Below are 14,613 nucleotides of genomic sequence, written 5' to 3'. Positions count from 1 at the left end.
GGACTCAGTCGGCGAAGAGCCGGGCCTTGCGTTGGGTGAGGAGCCGGATGGCGCGGGCAATGGATGTCGGATCCACGGGAGGCGGCGTGAGCGCTGGCGCAGCGGTCGGGCGCTGGCCCGCGTCTGGCGTGGAGCCCGAGACGACGGACCCCTGGACCTCGTCGAAGACGATGGACATGACTCACTCTCCCTCGAAGCGGAGGCGGCCCCGCGGGGGCAGGGTCGCGCCGAAGCGGGGCCTGGTGACCCGGGCGCGTCCTCCGAGCTCGAAGAGGCCGTCTCCGGTGGTTTCATAGGTGGAGGTGTCCACGTTCCCGGCGGAGCGCACGCTCTCCAGTCGGACGGTGGTGCGTGGAGGACCGGCACGCAGCCCCGCGAACGCGCCTGCCGTGGCGGAGAGGCCGGCGGAGGACTGCGCGCCAGACCAGGCGTTCGCGGTCCAGCCCGGGGCGGATGCCCCCGTGGTCGCGGGGAAGCTGGCTCCCGCGGAGAAGGACGCGCCCGCGGAGAAGATCGGGCTCGATGCGGATGTACTGGCCCCGAGTGAGGCTGAGCCTCCCGCCATGGCCCCCGCGCTGAATGAGGCGCTGCCTCCGAACGAGGCGCCTGCTGAGAAGGCGCCACCAGCGGAAACGCCCGCACCCGCTGAGAAGGCTCCGCCGGCCGAGAAGCCTCCACCCGCTGAGAAGCCACCGCTGGCCGAGAAGCCACCGTCAACGCCGAACCCAGCACCGGCTCCGAATCCACCCCCCAGGCCCGCGCTCAGGGCTCCGCCTGTCGCGAACGCGGTGGGCGGGGCCAGCGGGACGGAAGGGTCGACGGTCATCACGTCCTGGCTGGGGAAGCGCGGATTGTCTTCACCGTTCTGCTCCGCGACGGCGCGCGAGATGGGCTGGTCTCGCGCAGCGGCCATCTGCCGCGAGCTCTCGCCCTCGGCGCCCCGGGAGAAGACGCGTTGCTGCCGCGTCATGCCCACCGAGACGGTGGAGCGCAGGGGGATGCCATCCGATGCGAAGAAGTCGATGGTCTCCCGATAGGTGTCCACCAGACCGGTGAACTCGAAGGCGCCCCACTGGAAGGTGACGTCCGGAGGAATCTGGCTCTTGGTGCCCATGAACTGGGCGATGCGTATCGTGTGGTCGCAGACGTTGGCGCCCGTGTCGGTGGTGTCGAAGACCAGCTCCATCGTGAGCTTCGCGCTGCTCTCCGAGACGAACTGCTGGTTCTCCTGGCCCTGGGCGTCCTGGAGCTTGTTGGTGACGGTGTACTGGAGCGAGCTCGGGTTGAAGTGCACCCGCACCTCTTCGCCGTTGCTCTCGTTGATGAAGCTCGCGCTCGCGGGAGTCGTGTCTGGCATGGCGCGCTAGTCCTCGAGGGAGAGTCCTTCGTGAACGAGGTGCAGCTCTTCGATGCCGACGTCCGTCGCGCGGGCGTTGAAGTCGGCCGCCTTGAACTTCACCGGCATGGCGCGCTCCAGCTTGTAGGTGAGCACCGTCTGCGTCCCACCGTCCTCGGACGGGGCCTTGAGGCGGATTCGCACGGTGCACCGGTACCCGTAGTCGCCGCCCGTCACCCGCATGAACCAGCGAGCCAGCCGCTCGCCCGATGAGAGGCCTCGCTTGAGCACCACGGTGCCAAGGCTCACCGGCCCGGCGCGCTGCACGGCGCCCAGGTTGTGGCCGCCCACGCGAATGGCCTTGGGCTCCATGGTGGCCTCCAGCCCCGTGCACTCGGAGAAGGCCCCGTCCACGGGGGCCTCTTCCGGGCCACCGCCCGACAGCGGCTCGGGCTGGAAGGTGAGCTCGAAGCGGAAGGTGTGCAGGGGCCAGAGGTCTCCGCTCATGCGGCTTCCTCCTGCTGGAGCGACACGTCACCCTCCAACGCGGAGAGGAGGACCTGCACCCGTTCGATTGCCGCCGCGGGAGCCAGCTCCACCAGCGCGATGAGCCGCCCGTTATCGAGGTCGTCCTGCGTCATGGTCGTCCGGTCACACCGCACGGAGAACGCCTCGCGTGGCGTCGCGCCTCGCAGCGCGCCCTCCGCGAAGAACCGGCCGAGCACGGATTCCATCCGGTATCGCAGCGCCAACCAGGTGTCCTCGTTGGACGGTGAGAACGTCAGGTCCGCGCCGAGCTGCCTCGCCGCTCGCAGCACCGAGGAGATGAGCCGGCTCACCGGCGCCTGACGGTGGCTGGCCCGTTGGCTGGACGTCACGTCGGACAACACCTGCATCCCGCGGGGCGTGGGCCCCAGCAGCGTGACGCGCTCGCCCAGTGCGCGCAGCGGCGAGGCCGGCTCGCGCGGCTCCTGGTCCAGGCGTGTCGGGATGGGGAAGACCTCCCGTACCTCCGCGAGCCCCAGTCCCAGGGCGCTTCGGAAGGTGCCGCGAAGCAGCGCGTTGCGTGCCAGCGCCCCCGTCAGCGTCCCTTCAGGGGCCGCCAGCCGCTCCGGAAGTCCCTCCGAGGACGCGGTCCGCAGCCACGGATAGGCGAGCTGGATGAACGCGCTCTGGAACGGGGTGAGCACTCCGCTGGCATGGAGGAACGCGCCCAGGTCCTGCGTCGCGGCGCGCTTGCCCGCGGGCGTATCGAAGACCAGGCTTGTCGAGGGCAGCGGCAGCGACGCGACCAGGTGCGTCTCCCGCAGGCGCCTGTCGCGGAGGAGCTCGGCCAACACGGCGAGGAAGGCCGCCCAGTCCAGGTAGGCGGTGAGTCCGCAGCGAGGCGCCGCGCGCTCCGGCGTGTTCCATTCGGTCCCGGTGGAAGCGCCAGGCGTGGCGCATTCCACGAACCCCGGGGCACCCGCGGGTGGCAGGCGGGGGAGGGGGAGCGGCTCGGGCGCATCCGCCACCAGCTCGGGCGTATCGGGGAGGCAGAGGAAGGACACATCCTGCAGGCCGAACAGGTGGGCCGCGCCGTGCCACGTCGTGCGGTCCACGGCGGAGGCGGGGTGCTCCATGCCGGGAGGCGCCGGCAGCCTGCTTCCCGGCAGCAGCAGGTTCAGCCGCCCGAGCCGCGTGGAGCGCTCCGCCCCTGGCGTGAGCGGGTCCGCCATGCGCACCACGTAGCACTTGCGCCCGCCCTGGACGAAGAAGGCCTGCACCGCCGCGCCCAGGGCGGTGAACTCGTCGGGGGTGGTTCCGGTGCGGGCTCGCCAGTCGAAGATGCGCTCGAAGGCGGCGAAGCTCTCGAAGGGCAGGGGGACGTCGGTGAGCGGGTCCTGCGCGTCGTGGGGGTCCACGCGGAGCGTGGGGGCGGTCATCCACCCCTGCTCGAACAGGTAGCGCGACAGCGCGGCGGGCACGGGCGCACCCGGGCGGCGGCGGACGAAGCCCACGAAGAGGGCCACGTCCATCCGCTCGGGCGCGGTGGGCGCCACGCGCTCTGTGACTTCGAAGGTCAGTCGCCGCATGGCCTGGGAGCTCCCCCGGTCGCTCCGCTCAATCCACGTCCGGGAAGCCCATCCGCACCGTCTCCGCGGCCAGGACGAGCTCTTCCATGGCCACGTCCCCGCCACCCTTGGCGGCCAGCGTGGGGCCGGTGAACTTGAGGGGCGTGACGTTCACCAGCTTCCACGACTGCACGGGGTTGCGCGCCTCGTCGAGCAAGCGGATGGTGACGGCGGCCTTGCGGCCCAGCGGACCGTTGCGGCGGACGTCCTCCACCCATGTCCAGATGGCCCTCGAGTCGACGACACCGCGCTTGAGGGTGACGTCGCCCGTCTTGAAGGCGCCGGGCACCTTGCGCACGTGGTTCTCCGGGTCGTTGCCGTCGCGGTACTCGGAGAGGGTGACCTCGGTGCTCAGTCCGGACACGTCGGAGAAACCACCGAAGGACGTGCCGTCGAAGCTGATCTCGAAATTGAAGGCGCCGTAGGGCGTGGGGCGGGTAGGCATGGCGGCGAGTCCTTTTCGTTAGGTCCGGGCATCCGCCGTCTTCTGGCCGATGCGGAAGATGACGAACTCAGCGGGCTTCACCACCGCCACGCCGATGAGGCAGACGAGCCGGCCGTTATCGAGGTCGTTCTGGTCCATGGTGGTGCGGTCACACCGGACGAAGAACGCCTGCCTCGGGTCCGTCCCCAGCAGCGCGCCGGTGCGCCACTGGTTCTCGAGGAAGCTGCCAATCGTCTCGCGGATGTTGGCCCACAGGCGCTCGCCGTTGGGCTCGAACACGGCCCACTGCGTGCCGTCGTCCACGGAGCGCTCCAGGAAGTTGAAGTAGCGCCGCACGTTCACGTACTTCCACTCCGGGTCGGAGCTGACGGTGCGCGCACCCCACACGCGGTAGCCGCGTCCCGGGAAGAAGCGCAGGCAGTTGACGCCCTGGGGGTTGAGCGTCTCCTGCTGCGCGAAGTGGATGTCCTGCTCGAAGCGCAGCGCGCCACGGACCACTTCATTCGCGGGCGCCTTGAACACGCCGCGCTCGATGTCGCTGCGGGCGTAGATGCCGCACAGGAAGGCGGACGGCGGCAGCGCGATTTCACGAGGCACATCGGCCGCCTCGGGCCCGGCCAGCGGGTTGGCGACGACGACCCAGGGGTAGTAGAGCGCGGCCTTGGTCGAGTCCACCTGCGCGCGAAGCGCCACCGCGTCCTGCGGCCCGTATCCGCGCGGCGTGTCCAGCACCGCGATGCGATAGGCCCGGCGTCGCTCCGCGGCGCTGATGAGCCCCAGCCGCACCGCCTGCGCGGAGGCATACGCCGAGGAGCCCGGCGCGGCGATGATGGAGATGTCCTCCACGCCGCCCAGCCGCTCGAACGCGTCATCGTACGAGGCCGCGCCCGGCTCGCTCCCGTCGGAGCCGCCGGTGAGCGTGAAGGGGCCCGCGGCCAGCGCCGCGCGCAGGGCGAACGCGGACACGCCGGTGCCCGCCTCGAACGCGTACATCCGCTCCATCTGCTCGGAGAGCGTGGCGGGCGAAGCGGTGAGCACATGGCCCAGGTAGCGGGGATGGGCGCGGTCCACGCCCAGCCCGTCGTACAGCCGCTCCTGCCCGTCCCCGTCCTGCGTGGTGACGGTGAGCGTGACGAACTGGCTGTCCCCGGGCAGTTGCTGGAACTGCGACGCGGTGTCGTTCGGCAGCGGCAACGTGTCACTGCCGTTGGACCAGGTGTCGTTCGCCTGCTTCAGCCACCAGGTCACCCCCGCCGTGCCGTCCGTGCCGGGCTCCTCGGTGGCCGCGTCCAGGCCCAGCGCGCTGGAGCTCACCGAGGCCACCTCCAACGAGTGGCTGGCACCGGGGAGCGGGTGGCTGATGACGAGCACGTCGCCCTCGACGGACGCCGTGGCGTTGGCGCCCAGGAGCGCCTGGAGGTCCGCGAGGGACACCGCGCCCAGGTCGCTCACGTTGCTCTGCGGGTCCGCCGCGTTGTCGACCGTCTGGGCGTCGAGCTTGAGCTGCGGGTTGGCCGAGACCTGGATGAGCGCCCCGGTGCCGCGGACATCGGTGCCCAGGATGAGCCGGCCGACGGGCGCGGCGTCATCGGCGCCGCTGAGCCGGGCGTAGCCACCACGAAGCTGCCGGTTGAGCGCGTCCACGACCTCCGCGGGCGTCAACGGCGCATCGGTGGGCAGGGTGAGGGTCTGCGCCTGTCCGCCAAGCGTGACGGTGAGCGTCTGGTTGGCTTCGAGGAACGTCGTCGTGGGGTCGAGCTCCGCCGTCGCGGCCGCTTCCGCATTGCGCCCGGAGAACGTGACGGTGACGTCGGTGTTCCCGTCGAACGTCAGCGTGAGCGTGGTGCCATCAGGGAGGTCGAAGGGCGGGGGCAGGGTGCCGACGACGCGCGCGGCCGACGCGGCGGTCTGACTCAGCCGGACCAGGCTGCCCGTGGGGGCGCGCCGCATGGCGCCGACGGTGGCGGGCGCGAGCACCTCCCGGATGCTGATGCTCCCGTTGCCCGCGCGGCCGGGGAACCTGGCGGTGAAGCGCGCGCGCAGGTTCGCGTCCGCGTTGGCGATGACGTCCGCGCCAGCGGTGGCGTTGGCCGGCGTCCCCGAGAAGACGCGCGCCACGTAGAGGCGGGAGCCGCCCTCGTTGAAGTAGGCGCGGACCGAGTGCGCCAGGTAGTTGGTCGTCTCCTGGGTGCCGGTGAGGTCCAGGTCCGTGAGGCCACCGAAGAGCCGGACGAACTCGGGGAAGCTCGTCACCAGCGACGGGGTGCCGGCAACGGGGCCCTTGCGTGCAGGGCCCGCGAAGCCACTGGTGCTGGTGCTGACGCCCTCAATGGACCTGGCTCGGAAACTCGTCTCTTCGACGTAGACACCGGGTGCGAGATATTCAGGCACGCGAGCCCCCCCTTTCTCGTTACGTTCAGAGCTCGACCCAATCGAGCTTGATGGTGGTGGTGACCTCTTCGCCGGCGGCGACGTCGAGGGTGCTGCTCAAGGGGTGGAAGTCCTGGGCGAGCGCGTCGGGGTCGGGCGGCTGTGTCGACGCCGCCCAGGCCGCGGCCAGGCTGAAGGTGAAGTGGATGGAGGCCTCGGGGTTGCTCCAGTCCGCGATGGGAATGCCGGGCACGATGATGAGCGCGTCACCCCGTTCGTTCGACAGCCCCCAGCGCGTGATTTCCGGGTCGGCCAGGGCGAGCGACACCAGCGCGCCGGGCAGGGGCCTGTCGTGGACGTCCACGACGCGGAGCCGCACCACGGCGCTGCGCGCGGACGGGCGCATCAGCTCAGACGGGTAGAGCGTGACGTCGACCGGGCGAAAGACGGAGTCTGGCGGGAGCGGCTGGCCCATGGGCGGCGCCGTCGCGTCTCGTGGCAACTCGAGCGTGAAGCTCCGGGCCAGATAGAGGCGTGTGGGGTCGCTCGCCACCAGGGTGAAGGCGGCCGCGGCGGGGAGCGGGTCCGGCAGCTCGAAGCTCGCCGCGTAGTCGGAGAAGCCCGGCGCGTCCGTCACCACGTGCAGCCCGCGGACGTTGCGCGCGAAGCGGAGGCCCTGCCCCGCGACGGTGATGGGCTCCGCGAGGGGGCGTTGCGTCTCCGCGTCGAGGAAGCGGATGGCGGCCAGGGCGCGGCTCTCGGTGCGCTCGAACATCATGGCCTGGGCACCTCGTTCGTGAAGTCGAAGCGCCGCGCCACCACGGGCCGTCCAGCGGGCTTGCCCTGCACGTCGATGCAGACGACCCGGGCGACGTAGGTGACGGAAGGGCGATAGGGGCGTCGCAAGGCGTCCCACATCCGCAAGATGTCTTCTTGAGGGATTTCCGCCGGGATGATTTGCACCAGCTCGTCCGGGCGCCAGACGCCCACGGGGGACAAGTCAGAGGCGCTCAGCGCGTTGTGCGTGTGAAGCTGCAACATGACCCAGGCCATGATGCGGTGCTCGTCGTCGACGTTTTCAGCCCAGACCGTGAGCAGGTAATGCAAGTCCAGCGCGAGCGGCGGAGGCGCCTCCGCGCGTGGCTCATTTCGCAGGTGCTCATTGACGGCGACGCGGTAGAGAAAGAGGGTGACGCCTGGGACTTCGAGCGGCGGGGCGTTGCTTTCACTTCCTGCCATCTTCCCGCTGGGGACGAGCTCGAAGCGGCACGTGGGCAGTCCTTCCGGCTCACGAGACAGCTCATAGGCATGTCTCAGATATGAGACCAGCGAGTCGCCGACGGAATAGATGGCGGAAAAGCCAGCCACGTTGCTCCCCCAACCGCACCGCGTGGATAACGATTGATGAACGCCGTATCGACTTGCAGTGCGTGTATGGTGTCGAGACTGAGACTGATAGTCAAGTCACCTCATGCGGTGGGTGAAGTGTCTGGGACCTGTTGAGACGGTGGGAGATGTCTACCGAGGTGCCTGAAGCCGGGAGAGCAGCGCGCGGACAACGTCTTCGGCGTTCTCGTCAAGCCCCTCGAGCAAAGCCTTCCATTCCTCTGGCGGCTCATCGCCACCCTGCTCCAGGGCGGAGAGCAGCGGTTGGATGCGTGCGGTCAGGTCCGGGAGTTCTACGCCGCGGGCGCCGAGGTCCTGCTGCACCGAGCCGAGGAGCTGTAACAACTCGGCGGGTGTCTCAGGGGCTCGTGTGGCCGCGCCGTGCACGCTGCCTGGCGCGGAGCGCAGCGCGTGCTCCATCAGGTCTCCCAGCCAGGTGGCCATCGCTGGGGCGTCGAAGTTCTCGGGAGCGCCAGGGGGGATGCTCGTATCGCTGGGCTGGGAGTGTGGCGGGGGGGCGTCCTCCGCATCGAAGCGGGCGCCGGTGCGGTCGCAGCCGGTCCACTGCACGCCATCCACGATGGCGCCTCGGAAGTCCGCGTGGCGGAAGCTGCCGCCTGACACGTTGGTACCTGTCAGGTCGGCGCCGCGAAAGTCCGCTTCGTCCAGCCGCACGTCCACGAGTGACGCGCCCGTGAGGTCCGCGCCTCGTAGTTCCACGCCGACGCCTTCCGCGCCGTCGAGCACGGCTTCGCGGAGGATGGCTCGTGAGAACGAGGTCTCCGAGAGCCGGGCCTTGCGCAGGTCGGCATGGGACAGGTCCGTGCCGCGCGCGGAGCTGTCCTCGAGGTGGGCCTCGGAGAGCCGAGCCCGTCGCAGGTCGGCGCCATCCAGCCGGCACTGCCGGAGCGTCGCGCCTTCCAGCACGGCTTCTTCGAGCACCGCGCGCTCCAGCGAACAGGCGGAGAGCCGGGCGCCGCGCAGGCTGGCGCCGTGGAGGCGGGCCTGGCCCAGGTCCAAGCCGTCTCCACGTAGGCCGTCGAGTGGGGCGCCGGTGAGGTCCACGCCGTGAAGCTGAAGGTCCCTTGCGCGAGCCTTCTTCTGGAGAAGGGCCTGGAGGATGTCTCGCGCGCTGGGGGTCATGCCTGTCTCCGGCTCATGAGTCCGAGCGCGAGGAGCTTCTCGTGGAGCCGAACGATGAGCGCCGCGGCGCCATCATCGCCAGGTGCCGCGGTGTCGAGCGCTTCGACGAAGACGTTCGCGACTTCCCGCGCTTCTTCGGGCGCCAGTGAGGGGGGAACGAGTCGCTGGTCGACAGGGCGGCGCTCGTACACGTCTTTGATGCGCGCCGTCTCATGGGCCAGCGCTTCGGCCAGGGGGACGGAGAGGGCGCTGGCGGCCTCTTGCCCGGACGGGTACTTGGGGCGCCAGAAGGACCACTCGAACAGCGTTCCCTGGAGTCCTCCGAGGAGGTGCTCCCACTCATAACTTCGGACCTTGACGGGCCCTGGTAGCGCGGAGACGAGCCAGAGCGCGAACCGGCTCGCGAAGCTGCGCGTGAGTTCTTCGGCGGTGAGCTGTGGAGGACTTCGGAGCATCAGCACCGACTCGCCCTCGACCAGCTTCGGATTGAACGGCTGCATGACGTCGCTGCTCATCGCCGCATGCAGATCGAGAGGCGTGAGGGTGCCGTCGACGTTGATTTCTCGCCCGCGGTAGCCCGTTGCCTTCGACAGCGTCCTTCTGGCGTCCGTCACAATGGGGGTGGGGCCTTCGAACTGAAGGCGCGCACGCTGGTCCCGGTACTCGACCTCGAGCCAGACGAGGATGTCCTTCTTGAAGCGGGCGAACGGTGATGAGGGTGGGGTCGACAAGCGGTAGCGGAACATCACTCAATCTCCAGGTGTGCCACTGGGGGAGGATAGCGGAAGGCCGGCACGGGCCCGCGTCCGCTGAATGACCCCCAGGACGTAGAAGAAGTGCTCTGGATCCTGACGATAGAGTTCTGCCATGGCCTTGGGCTTGGTGAAGCGCTCGAGGCCCATCGTCACGACCTCGGTCGCGGGGCCGTCGTAGACCTTGCCGACGTACTTGTCGATGAACCCGCCTTCGTAGGCATGTTCGTGGGGTTTGTATCCCTGTTTCGGGGCGAGCACATCCAATGGTTGCGTCGCGATGGCTTGCCCCGGCTGGGCGAGCCGCTGCGCGCGGGCTTCGACGAAGGCCTTGGAGGCCGCGGAGATCTCCGGGTCGACGTGCTCGATGCGGTGTGAGAGTTCGTGATGCACAAGCGTGGAGGTCGGAGCGTCGCCGAGGTTGATGTAGCGGCCGTCATGGGAATAGTACGCGCGCGTATCGTCCGCGGCTGCGCCCCTGGTCAGGACGAAGCCTTCCGGCGGCGCATTGCCCGTCATCCGGTAGTGCTCGGCGATATCCGCGCGAACCTCCGCCTCCGTCCGACCGGAGGCGCGGATGACCTGCATCCCCTCCGGTGTGATCGTCGGCGCATCCGAGAGCGCCGCGACATTCGAGGGCGCCTCTCCCAATAGCATCGTGCGCAATTCACTCATGAGCTGCGCGGCCTTGGCCTCGTTCGCGGCGGAGCGCCGCTCGATGCTCGTGAGGAGCCAGTCCCGGTTGTTCTTGAGCCGGCTGTACTCTCGGGAGAGGTCCGCTTGGAGTGCCTCGATTCGCTCGATTTCGGCCTGATTCGCCTTGTAGTTCTTCCGAAGCGGCCCGAGGTCGGTCTGCAGGACCGGATCGTTGGCGACCTCCTGCATTCGAGTATTGAGCTCCGTCAAGGCGGCGGTGTCGCCCGGATACACCTTGTGGACCAGCTCATCCAGTCGACTGCGCATCCCCTTGGAGAGGTTCTCCATGAAGTCGATGCCATTCTTGATGAACTCGAGATGGGGCGAGCTCGCGGAAGGGGTGTTGATGTCGCCAGACCAGCCCACCGTCTGTCGTGCGCGTCCCTTCGGGTTGACTTCGATGTCATCGAAGGTGTCGGGGCCGCCTTGGGATTTCGGGTTCGTGGTGTTGGATGCGGCCGTCTGGCCGTCCAGGTCCGCGTCCGCGCGGGGATGGCGGTTGGGCGCTCCAGGGACCTCGGTGTCGGTCTCTGTCTTGGACCGAAGTGGCGAACCGGTCTCCGACTCGGCTTCGAGGCGAGGCGTTACCGGGGTCTCCGCGTCCGCTTCAGGGCGAGGCGTCGCCGGGGTCTCCGCGTCCGCCTCAGGGCGAGGCGTCGCCGGGGTCTCCGCGTCCGTCTCGGGGCGAGGCGTCGTGCTGGCGTCGGGCTCAGCCTCGGGCCGCGGACTCGCTGTCGTCTCGCCCTCCGCTGTGGGCCGGGGCGCGATGGACTCGCGGAAGGTGCGGGCCCGTGAGCCGGGAACGACGCCCGCGCCGCGAGCCATCCACCGTTGCTGGACGCGCTTGATGCGAGGGACTTCGCCGAAGCCGCCGGTGACGACGGACATGAGCACGGACATGCCCAGCGCCTGCCAGGAGAACTCACCGGTGATGAGCTGGGTGGCGACCTCCAGCACCGCGTCCGCGGCGATGTTGGCCACGAACTGGAGAGCCACGCTCTTGACGGCGTTCTGGATGAGGGCGCCCGCGCCCGCGCCGAACACGCCGCCAATCGCGCCCATCAGCGCGGCCCTGCCCACGCCCGCCATGAGGCGCTCGCCGGACGACCAGTTGTTGATGACCTGGATGGTGGCCGACGTCGCCGCGCCGACGATGGCGCCACCCACGATGGTGCCGATGGTCGCGGCGGCCGCTCCGGCGCCCAGCGCGCTCGCCGCCGCGCCCACCGCGCCGATGACCGCCGGGCCCACGACCAGCGCCACCACGATGACGATGGCGATGATGAGCACCACCGCCAACACGCCCTTCCAGGCGGGCTGTTCCTTCGACGCCGCCTCTTGGGCCTGGACGGGAATGTCGCAGTCGAGCTGGGCCTTGGAGGCGCGGAGGCTCTGCTCCAGCGCGTCCGAGGAGTCCACGAGGGCGCTCTCGACGTGCGTGAGGATCGTCGAGCAGGTCGTCTGGAATCCGGTGGCGACGGTCTCCAGGCCGGAGGCCCCCTCCGAGGCCACCTGCTGGGTCTGGGTGGCGAACGCGTCGCGCTGCTGGCTGAAGCCCGTGGCCGCGCCCGCAGCCAGCGCGCCCATGGACGCCGTGAAGGACGCCACCAGGGCCGCCGTCGCCTCCTCGGAGGACTGGCCGAGCCGCAGCATGGCCTCCAGTCCCTGGTTCCCCACGCTGCCCACGCGCTCCAGGGCCCCGGCGGCGCCGTGCTCCACCTGGGAGACGAGGCCATCCAGTCCCCCTTCGAGCCCGCCCGTGGCTTGCTGGAGCATGCGCTCCAACCGCGCGCCTTCCGGAGCGGACTGCGTGGCGAACAGGTCGCGCACGCCCGTGAGCGCCTGCACCAGCGTGTCGATGGCGCCCGTCACGGCGTTCTGGATGGACGCCGCCGAGGCGAAGGCCGCCAGCTCGATGAGGACCTGTTGCAGGTAGCCCGTGTCATTCACGGACTGGCGCTGGTCGTGCTCGTGGCGGTCCAGCCGGGCCAGCTCGGCGATGAAGGCCGAGTCGACGGAGGCCATCATCGAGTCGCGCGTGGTCTCCGCTTGCGTCAGGGCTTGTGTCCGGCTGCTTTCGATCGCGGCGACGAGCTGCTCGTGCTGCGTGTCGAGCGTCTCGCGGGCACTGCGGGCGGCGGCGATGACACCGCAGCGGTCCCGCTGGCGCCCCTTCATCGCCTCGCCGGCCTGCTTCGTGGCCGTGTCCACCAAGCTCTTGCGATAGCCCTTGGCCGTCTCGCGCGCGGCCTTCATCTGGGCTTCGGCGCGGCGGTCGGTGAGGTAGCCCGCGAAGAAGCTGTCCTTCTTGTTGATCTTGCAGCCTTCGTATTCCTCCGCGTACGCCTCGCCAAGCTGGACGCACTCATCGCCCACTGTCGGACCGAGGGCCTCGTGGGCAATGCGTGCCTGGGCGTAGAGGGAGTTGACGCTGTCCAGCGTGGTGGACTCCTGCTCGTCAACGAGAAGCACTCCGGAGTCGTAGACGGCCTGGAGCGACTCGAGCGCGCTGTCAGTCTCCGCGTGGATGGTGGAGACGGTGGTCGAATGCTCGGACAGGACTTGCTGCCGGGCGCCCTCGGCCTGGGCGGTGGCGGCGACGCGTGCCTGCTCCACGCTGGCGCTGATGGCCGCCTTCTGCTCCTCCATGGACGTGGAGATCGCGCTTTTGTACGTCTCGGCGAGCGCGCCGATGCGGGCTGGAACATCCTCCAACGTCAGGAGAACCGCGTCCTCGATTCGATTGGCCGCCTGAAGGAAGAACGCGTCCGCGCGTGAGTTCGCGTCAACACGTCGCGCGTCGTCCGCCGAGGTCGCGCCCGGCGCGGGGACGAACTGCACGCCGCCTCGGAGCGAAATGGCACCGGCCCCGGCGTTGGCGAGCGAGGCGGACGCACTGCCATGTACCGCCACGGCATCCCACCGTTGGACTTCGGTCGCGGCGATGGCTTCGTCCAGCGGCGCACCAGCGGCCTCATTCGCGGCGTCGTCCGTCGGGGCTCCGCCGCTGCCCGCGGGAGCCTCCGAGGACAGTGCGGCAGCGACGTCCCCCGTGGGAGCCCCTTCAGCGGCTTCGGGGGCGGAAGCGTTGCTCTCCAGCGTGGACTGCGCGGGCGCGGCGGCTTCCGTGGAGGAGGGCGCCTGCTCGGAGATGGCATCCTCGATGGGGCAGTTGTCCTGCTCCTCGGCATCGGGGCTGACGCTGGAGGCGTCTTCCTGCGACTCCGTGGGCGCTGGTTCGGGAGGCTCTTGGTCGGGCTCCTCCGCCGGCTCTTCAATGTCCGCCCTGTAGCAGGTTGCGCTCTGGGGGCCGCCGCCCGCGCAGGCCTGTGCGCCCTCGGTACCGCCAGGAGGCGCGGCCGCGTCGCTCGTGGGCGCTGGGGGACCTGACGTCAGTGCATCCGTCGCGGGGCCCGCCGCGGCGCCAAGCGCGCTCCCCGCGGCCCCCGAGCCGCTGTCGGTGGCCTGTCCATCCTGGGCCGAGCGGGCTTCGGTCGATTCGCCGTTGGCGGTGCCACCGCCACCGCGCAGCCTGGGCGTTCGGGAGGGTGCCGCGGGCGGCTCGAAGAGGCGGTGAACGTTGGCCGCGAGGAAGGGCTGGACGGGCGCTGCGCTCGGAGCTGTTCCCGTCACTGGAGGGCCGGACGGGCCCACCGCCCGGTCGAGGATGGGCTCGGCGGTTTCGCCGCGGACCACGGCGTCGGCGGCGTCATCCGCCTGGCGCTCGTAGGGGTCTCCTGGGTGGCCGACGCCGTCATGGAGTTGTACGCCGGAGCGCTGCTGAACCGCGTGGGCCGCCTCGTGTGCCGCAAGTCTCAGGTCGGGTGGGCCGCGAAAGGCGATGCGGTTGCCCATGGTGAAGGCCTGGGCCCCCATCCGGTCGCTCGCGAGCGCGGCCTCACCTCCCACACGGGCTGTGACGTTCGACAGGTCATGGCGGCCGAAGGACTGCTGGAGCTGTGCAGCGTGGGGAAGGGGAGCGCTGGCATCCTTCACGCCTGCATGGGCCTCGCGCCGGATGGCCGTGGGCCGTGACTCCACGGCGCCGCCGGCCGCCTGAGGCTGCACGGCCTCCTGCTCCCCGCACGCCGCGCACGGGCCGCCTCCGGGCCCACACGCCGCGCACTTCGCCTGGACCGGAGGTCCGACGGGGGACGCCACTCCACCTCGCATGTAACGCGGGACACCCGCTGCGGCGCTGGGGCGGGCGCGTGCCTCAGGGGCGCTCGCTCCGGGCCGCCCGCGCAGGAAGGCGGGAACGCCAGGGGCAGACCGCTCCGACGGCGAGCGCTCAGGACGTCTGGATGAATCCGAAGGCCGGGTCGACTCACTCCGGCGTACCGACTTTGACGTCGCTCGGCTCACGGATGC

The 14,613-nt window shown here is 70.1% G+C and carries 11 protein-coding genes; all 11 read right to left on the bottom strand.

The window, feature by feature from the left end; translation table 11 throughout:
* Nucleotides 1-4: 4 nt before the first annotated feature.
* The 11 genes from KGD87_RS11990 to KGD87_RS11940 all read right to left on the bottom strand — a co-directional run bounded on the left by KGD87_RS11990 (nucleotide 5) and on the right by KGD87_RS11940 (nucleotide 14,607).
* Nucleotides 5-178: a hypothetical protein gene (locus KGD87_RS11990; protein ID WP_284667581.1), complete on the bottom strand. Its 174-nt coding sequence runs from the start codon at nucleotides 176-178 to the stop codon at nucleotides 5-7.
* Nucleotides 179-181: 3 nt separating this feature from the next.
* Nucleotides 182-1,357 carry a CIS tube protein gene (locus KGD87_RS11985; protein WP_284667579.1) on the bottom strand — a complete coding sequence of 392 codons (1,176 nt, stop codon included), beginning with the start codon at nucleotides 1,355-1,357 and terminating at the stop codon, nucleotides 182-184.
* A gap of 6 nt (nucleotides 1,358-1,363) precedes the next feature.
* Complete coding sequence (locus KGD87_RS11980; protein ID WP_284667578.1) at nucleotides 1,364-1,843, bottom strand: phage tail protein; 480 nt, start codon at nucleotides 1,841-1,843, stop codon at nucleotides 1,364-1,366.
* The gene (locus KGD87_RS11975; RefSeq protein ID WP_284667577.1) at nucleotides 1,840-3,411 is read right to left on the bottom strand and encodes a phage tail sheath protein; all 1,572 of its coding nucleotides are present in this window, start codon (nucleotides 3,409-3,411) and stop codon (nucleotides 1,840-1,842) included. The genes KGD87_RS11980 and KGD87_RS11975 overlap by 4 nt, the downstream gene beginning before the upstream one ends.
* 28 nt (nucleotides 3,412-3,439) lie before the next feature.
* On the bottom strand, nucleotides 3,440-3,895 hold the full coding sequence (locus KGD87_RS11970; RefSeq protein WP_163786693.1) for a phage tail protein: 456 nt from the start codon (nucleotides 3,893-3,895) through the stop codon (nucleotides 3,440-3,442).
* Between the two features lie 18 nt (nucleotides 3,896-3,913).
* Nucleotides 3,914-6,286 carry a phage tail sheath family protein gene (locus tag KGD87_RS11965; protein WP_284667576.1) on the bottom strand — a complete coding sequence of 791 codons (2,373 nt, stop codon included), beginning with the start codon at nucleotides 6,284-6,286 and terminating at the stop codon, nucleotides 3,914-3,916.
* A 25-nt stretch (nucleotides 6,287-6,311) separates the two neighbouring features.
* Entirely contained in the window at nucleotides 6,312-7,043 is a 732-nt protein-coding gene (locus tag KGD87_RS11960; protein ID WP_284667575.1) for a hypothetical protein, read from the bottom strand.
* Complete coding sequence (locus tag KGD87_RS11955) at nucleotides 7,040-7,633, bottom strand: Pvc16 family protein (protein WP_284667574.1); 594 nt, start codon at nucleotides 7,631-7,633, stop codon at nucleotides 7,040-7,042. Before KGD87_RS11955 ends, KGD87_RS11960 begins: the two co-directional genes overlap by 4 nt.
* 150 nt (nucleotides 7,634-7,783) lie before the next feature.
* A complete protein-coding gene (locus KGD87_RS11950) occupies nucleotides 7,784-8,794 on the bottom strand; it encodes a pentapeptide repeat-containing protein (RefSeq protein ID WP_284667573.1) in 1,011 nt (336 codons plus the stop codon).
* Nucleotides 8,791-9,540, bottom strand: a complete 750-nt coding sequence (locus KGD87_RS11945) for a hypothetical protein (protein ID WP_284667572.1) — start codon at nucleotides 9,538-9,540, stop codon at nucleotides 8,791-8,793. Before KGD87_RS11945 ends, KGD87_RS11950 begins: the two co-directional genes overlap by 4 nt.
* Nucleotides 9,541-9,543: 3 nt before the next feature.
* Nucleotides 9,544-14,607, bottom strand: a complete 5,064-nt coding sequence (locus KGD87_RS11940) for an eCIS core domain-containing protein (RefSeq protein ID WP_502888020.1) — start codon at nucleotides 14,605-14,607, stop codon at nucleotides 9,544-9,546.
* Nucleotides 14,608-14,613: the final 6 nt, after the last annotated feature.

The organism is Myxococcus sp. SDU36 (genome assembly GCF_030168875.1).
In the GTDB taxonomy this organism is placed as follows: Bacteria; Myxococcota; Myxococcia; order Myxococcales; family Myxococcaceae; genus Myxococcus; species Myxococcus vastator.
This window is presented reverse-complemented; position numbering and strand designations above follow the sequence as displayed.

What these genes read in the sequence shown, in the direction of transcription:
- KGD87_RS11990 (WP_284667581.1), bottom strand. Translation starts at nt 178, where the DNA reads ATGTCCATCGTCTTCGACGAGGTCCAGGGGTCCGTCGTCTCGGGCTCC.
- KGD87_RS11985 (WP_284667579.1), bottom strand. Translation starts at nt 1,357, where the DNA reads ATGCCAGACACGACTCCCGCGAGCGCGAGCTTCATCAACGAGAGCAAC.
- KGD87_RS11980 (WP_284667578.1), bottom strand. Translation starts at nt 1,843, where the DNA reads ATGAGCGGAGACCTCTGGCCCCTGCACACCTTCCGCTTCGAGCTCACC.
- KGD87_RS11975 (WP_284667577.1), bottom strand. Translation starts at nt 3,411, where the DNA reads ATGCGGCGACTGACCTTCGAAGTCACAGAGCGCGTGGCGCCCACCGCG.
- KGD87_RS11970 (WP_163786693.1), bottom strand. Translation starts at nt 3,895, where the DNA reads ATGCCTACCCGCCCCACGCCCTACGGCGCCTTCAATTTCGAGATCAGC.
- KGD87_RS11960 (WP_284667575.1), bottom strand. Translation starts at nt 7,043, where the DNA reads ATGATGTTCGAGCGCACCGAGAGCCGCGCCCTGGCCGCCATCCGCTTC.
- KGD87_RS11950 (WP_284667573.1), bottom strand. Translation starts at nt 8,794, where the DNA reads ATGACCCCCAGCGCGCGAGACATCCTCCAGGCCCTTCTCCAGAAGAAG.
- KGD87_RS11945 (WP_284667572.1), bottom strand. Translation starts at nt 9,540, where the DNA reads ATGTTCCGCTACCGCTTGTCGACCCCACCCTCATCACCGTTCGCCCGC.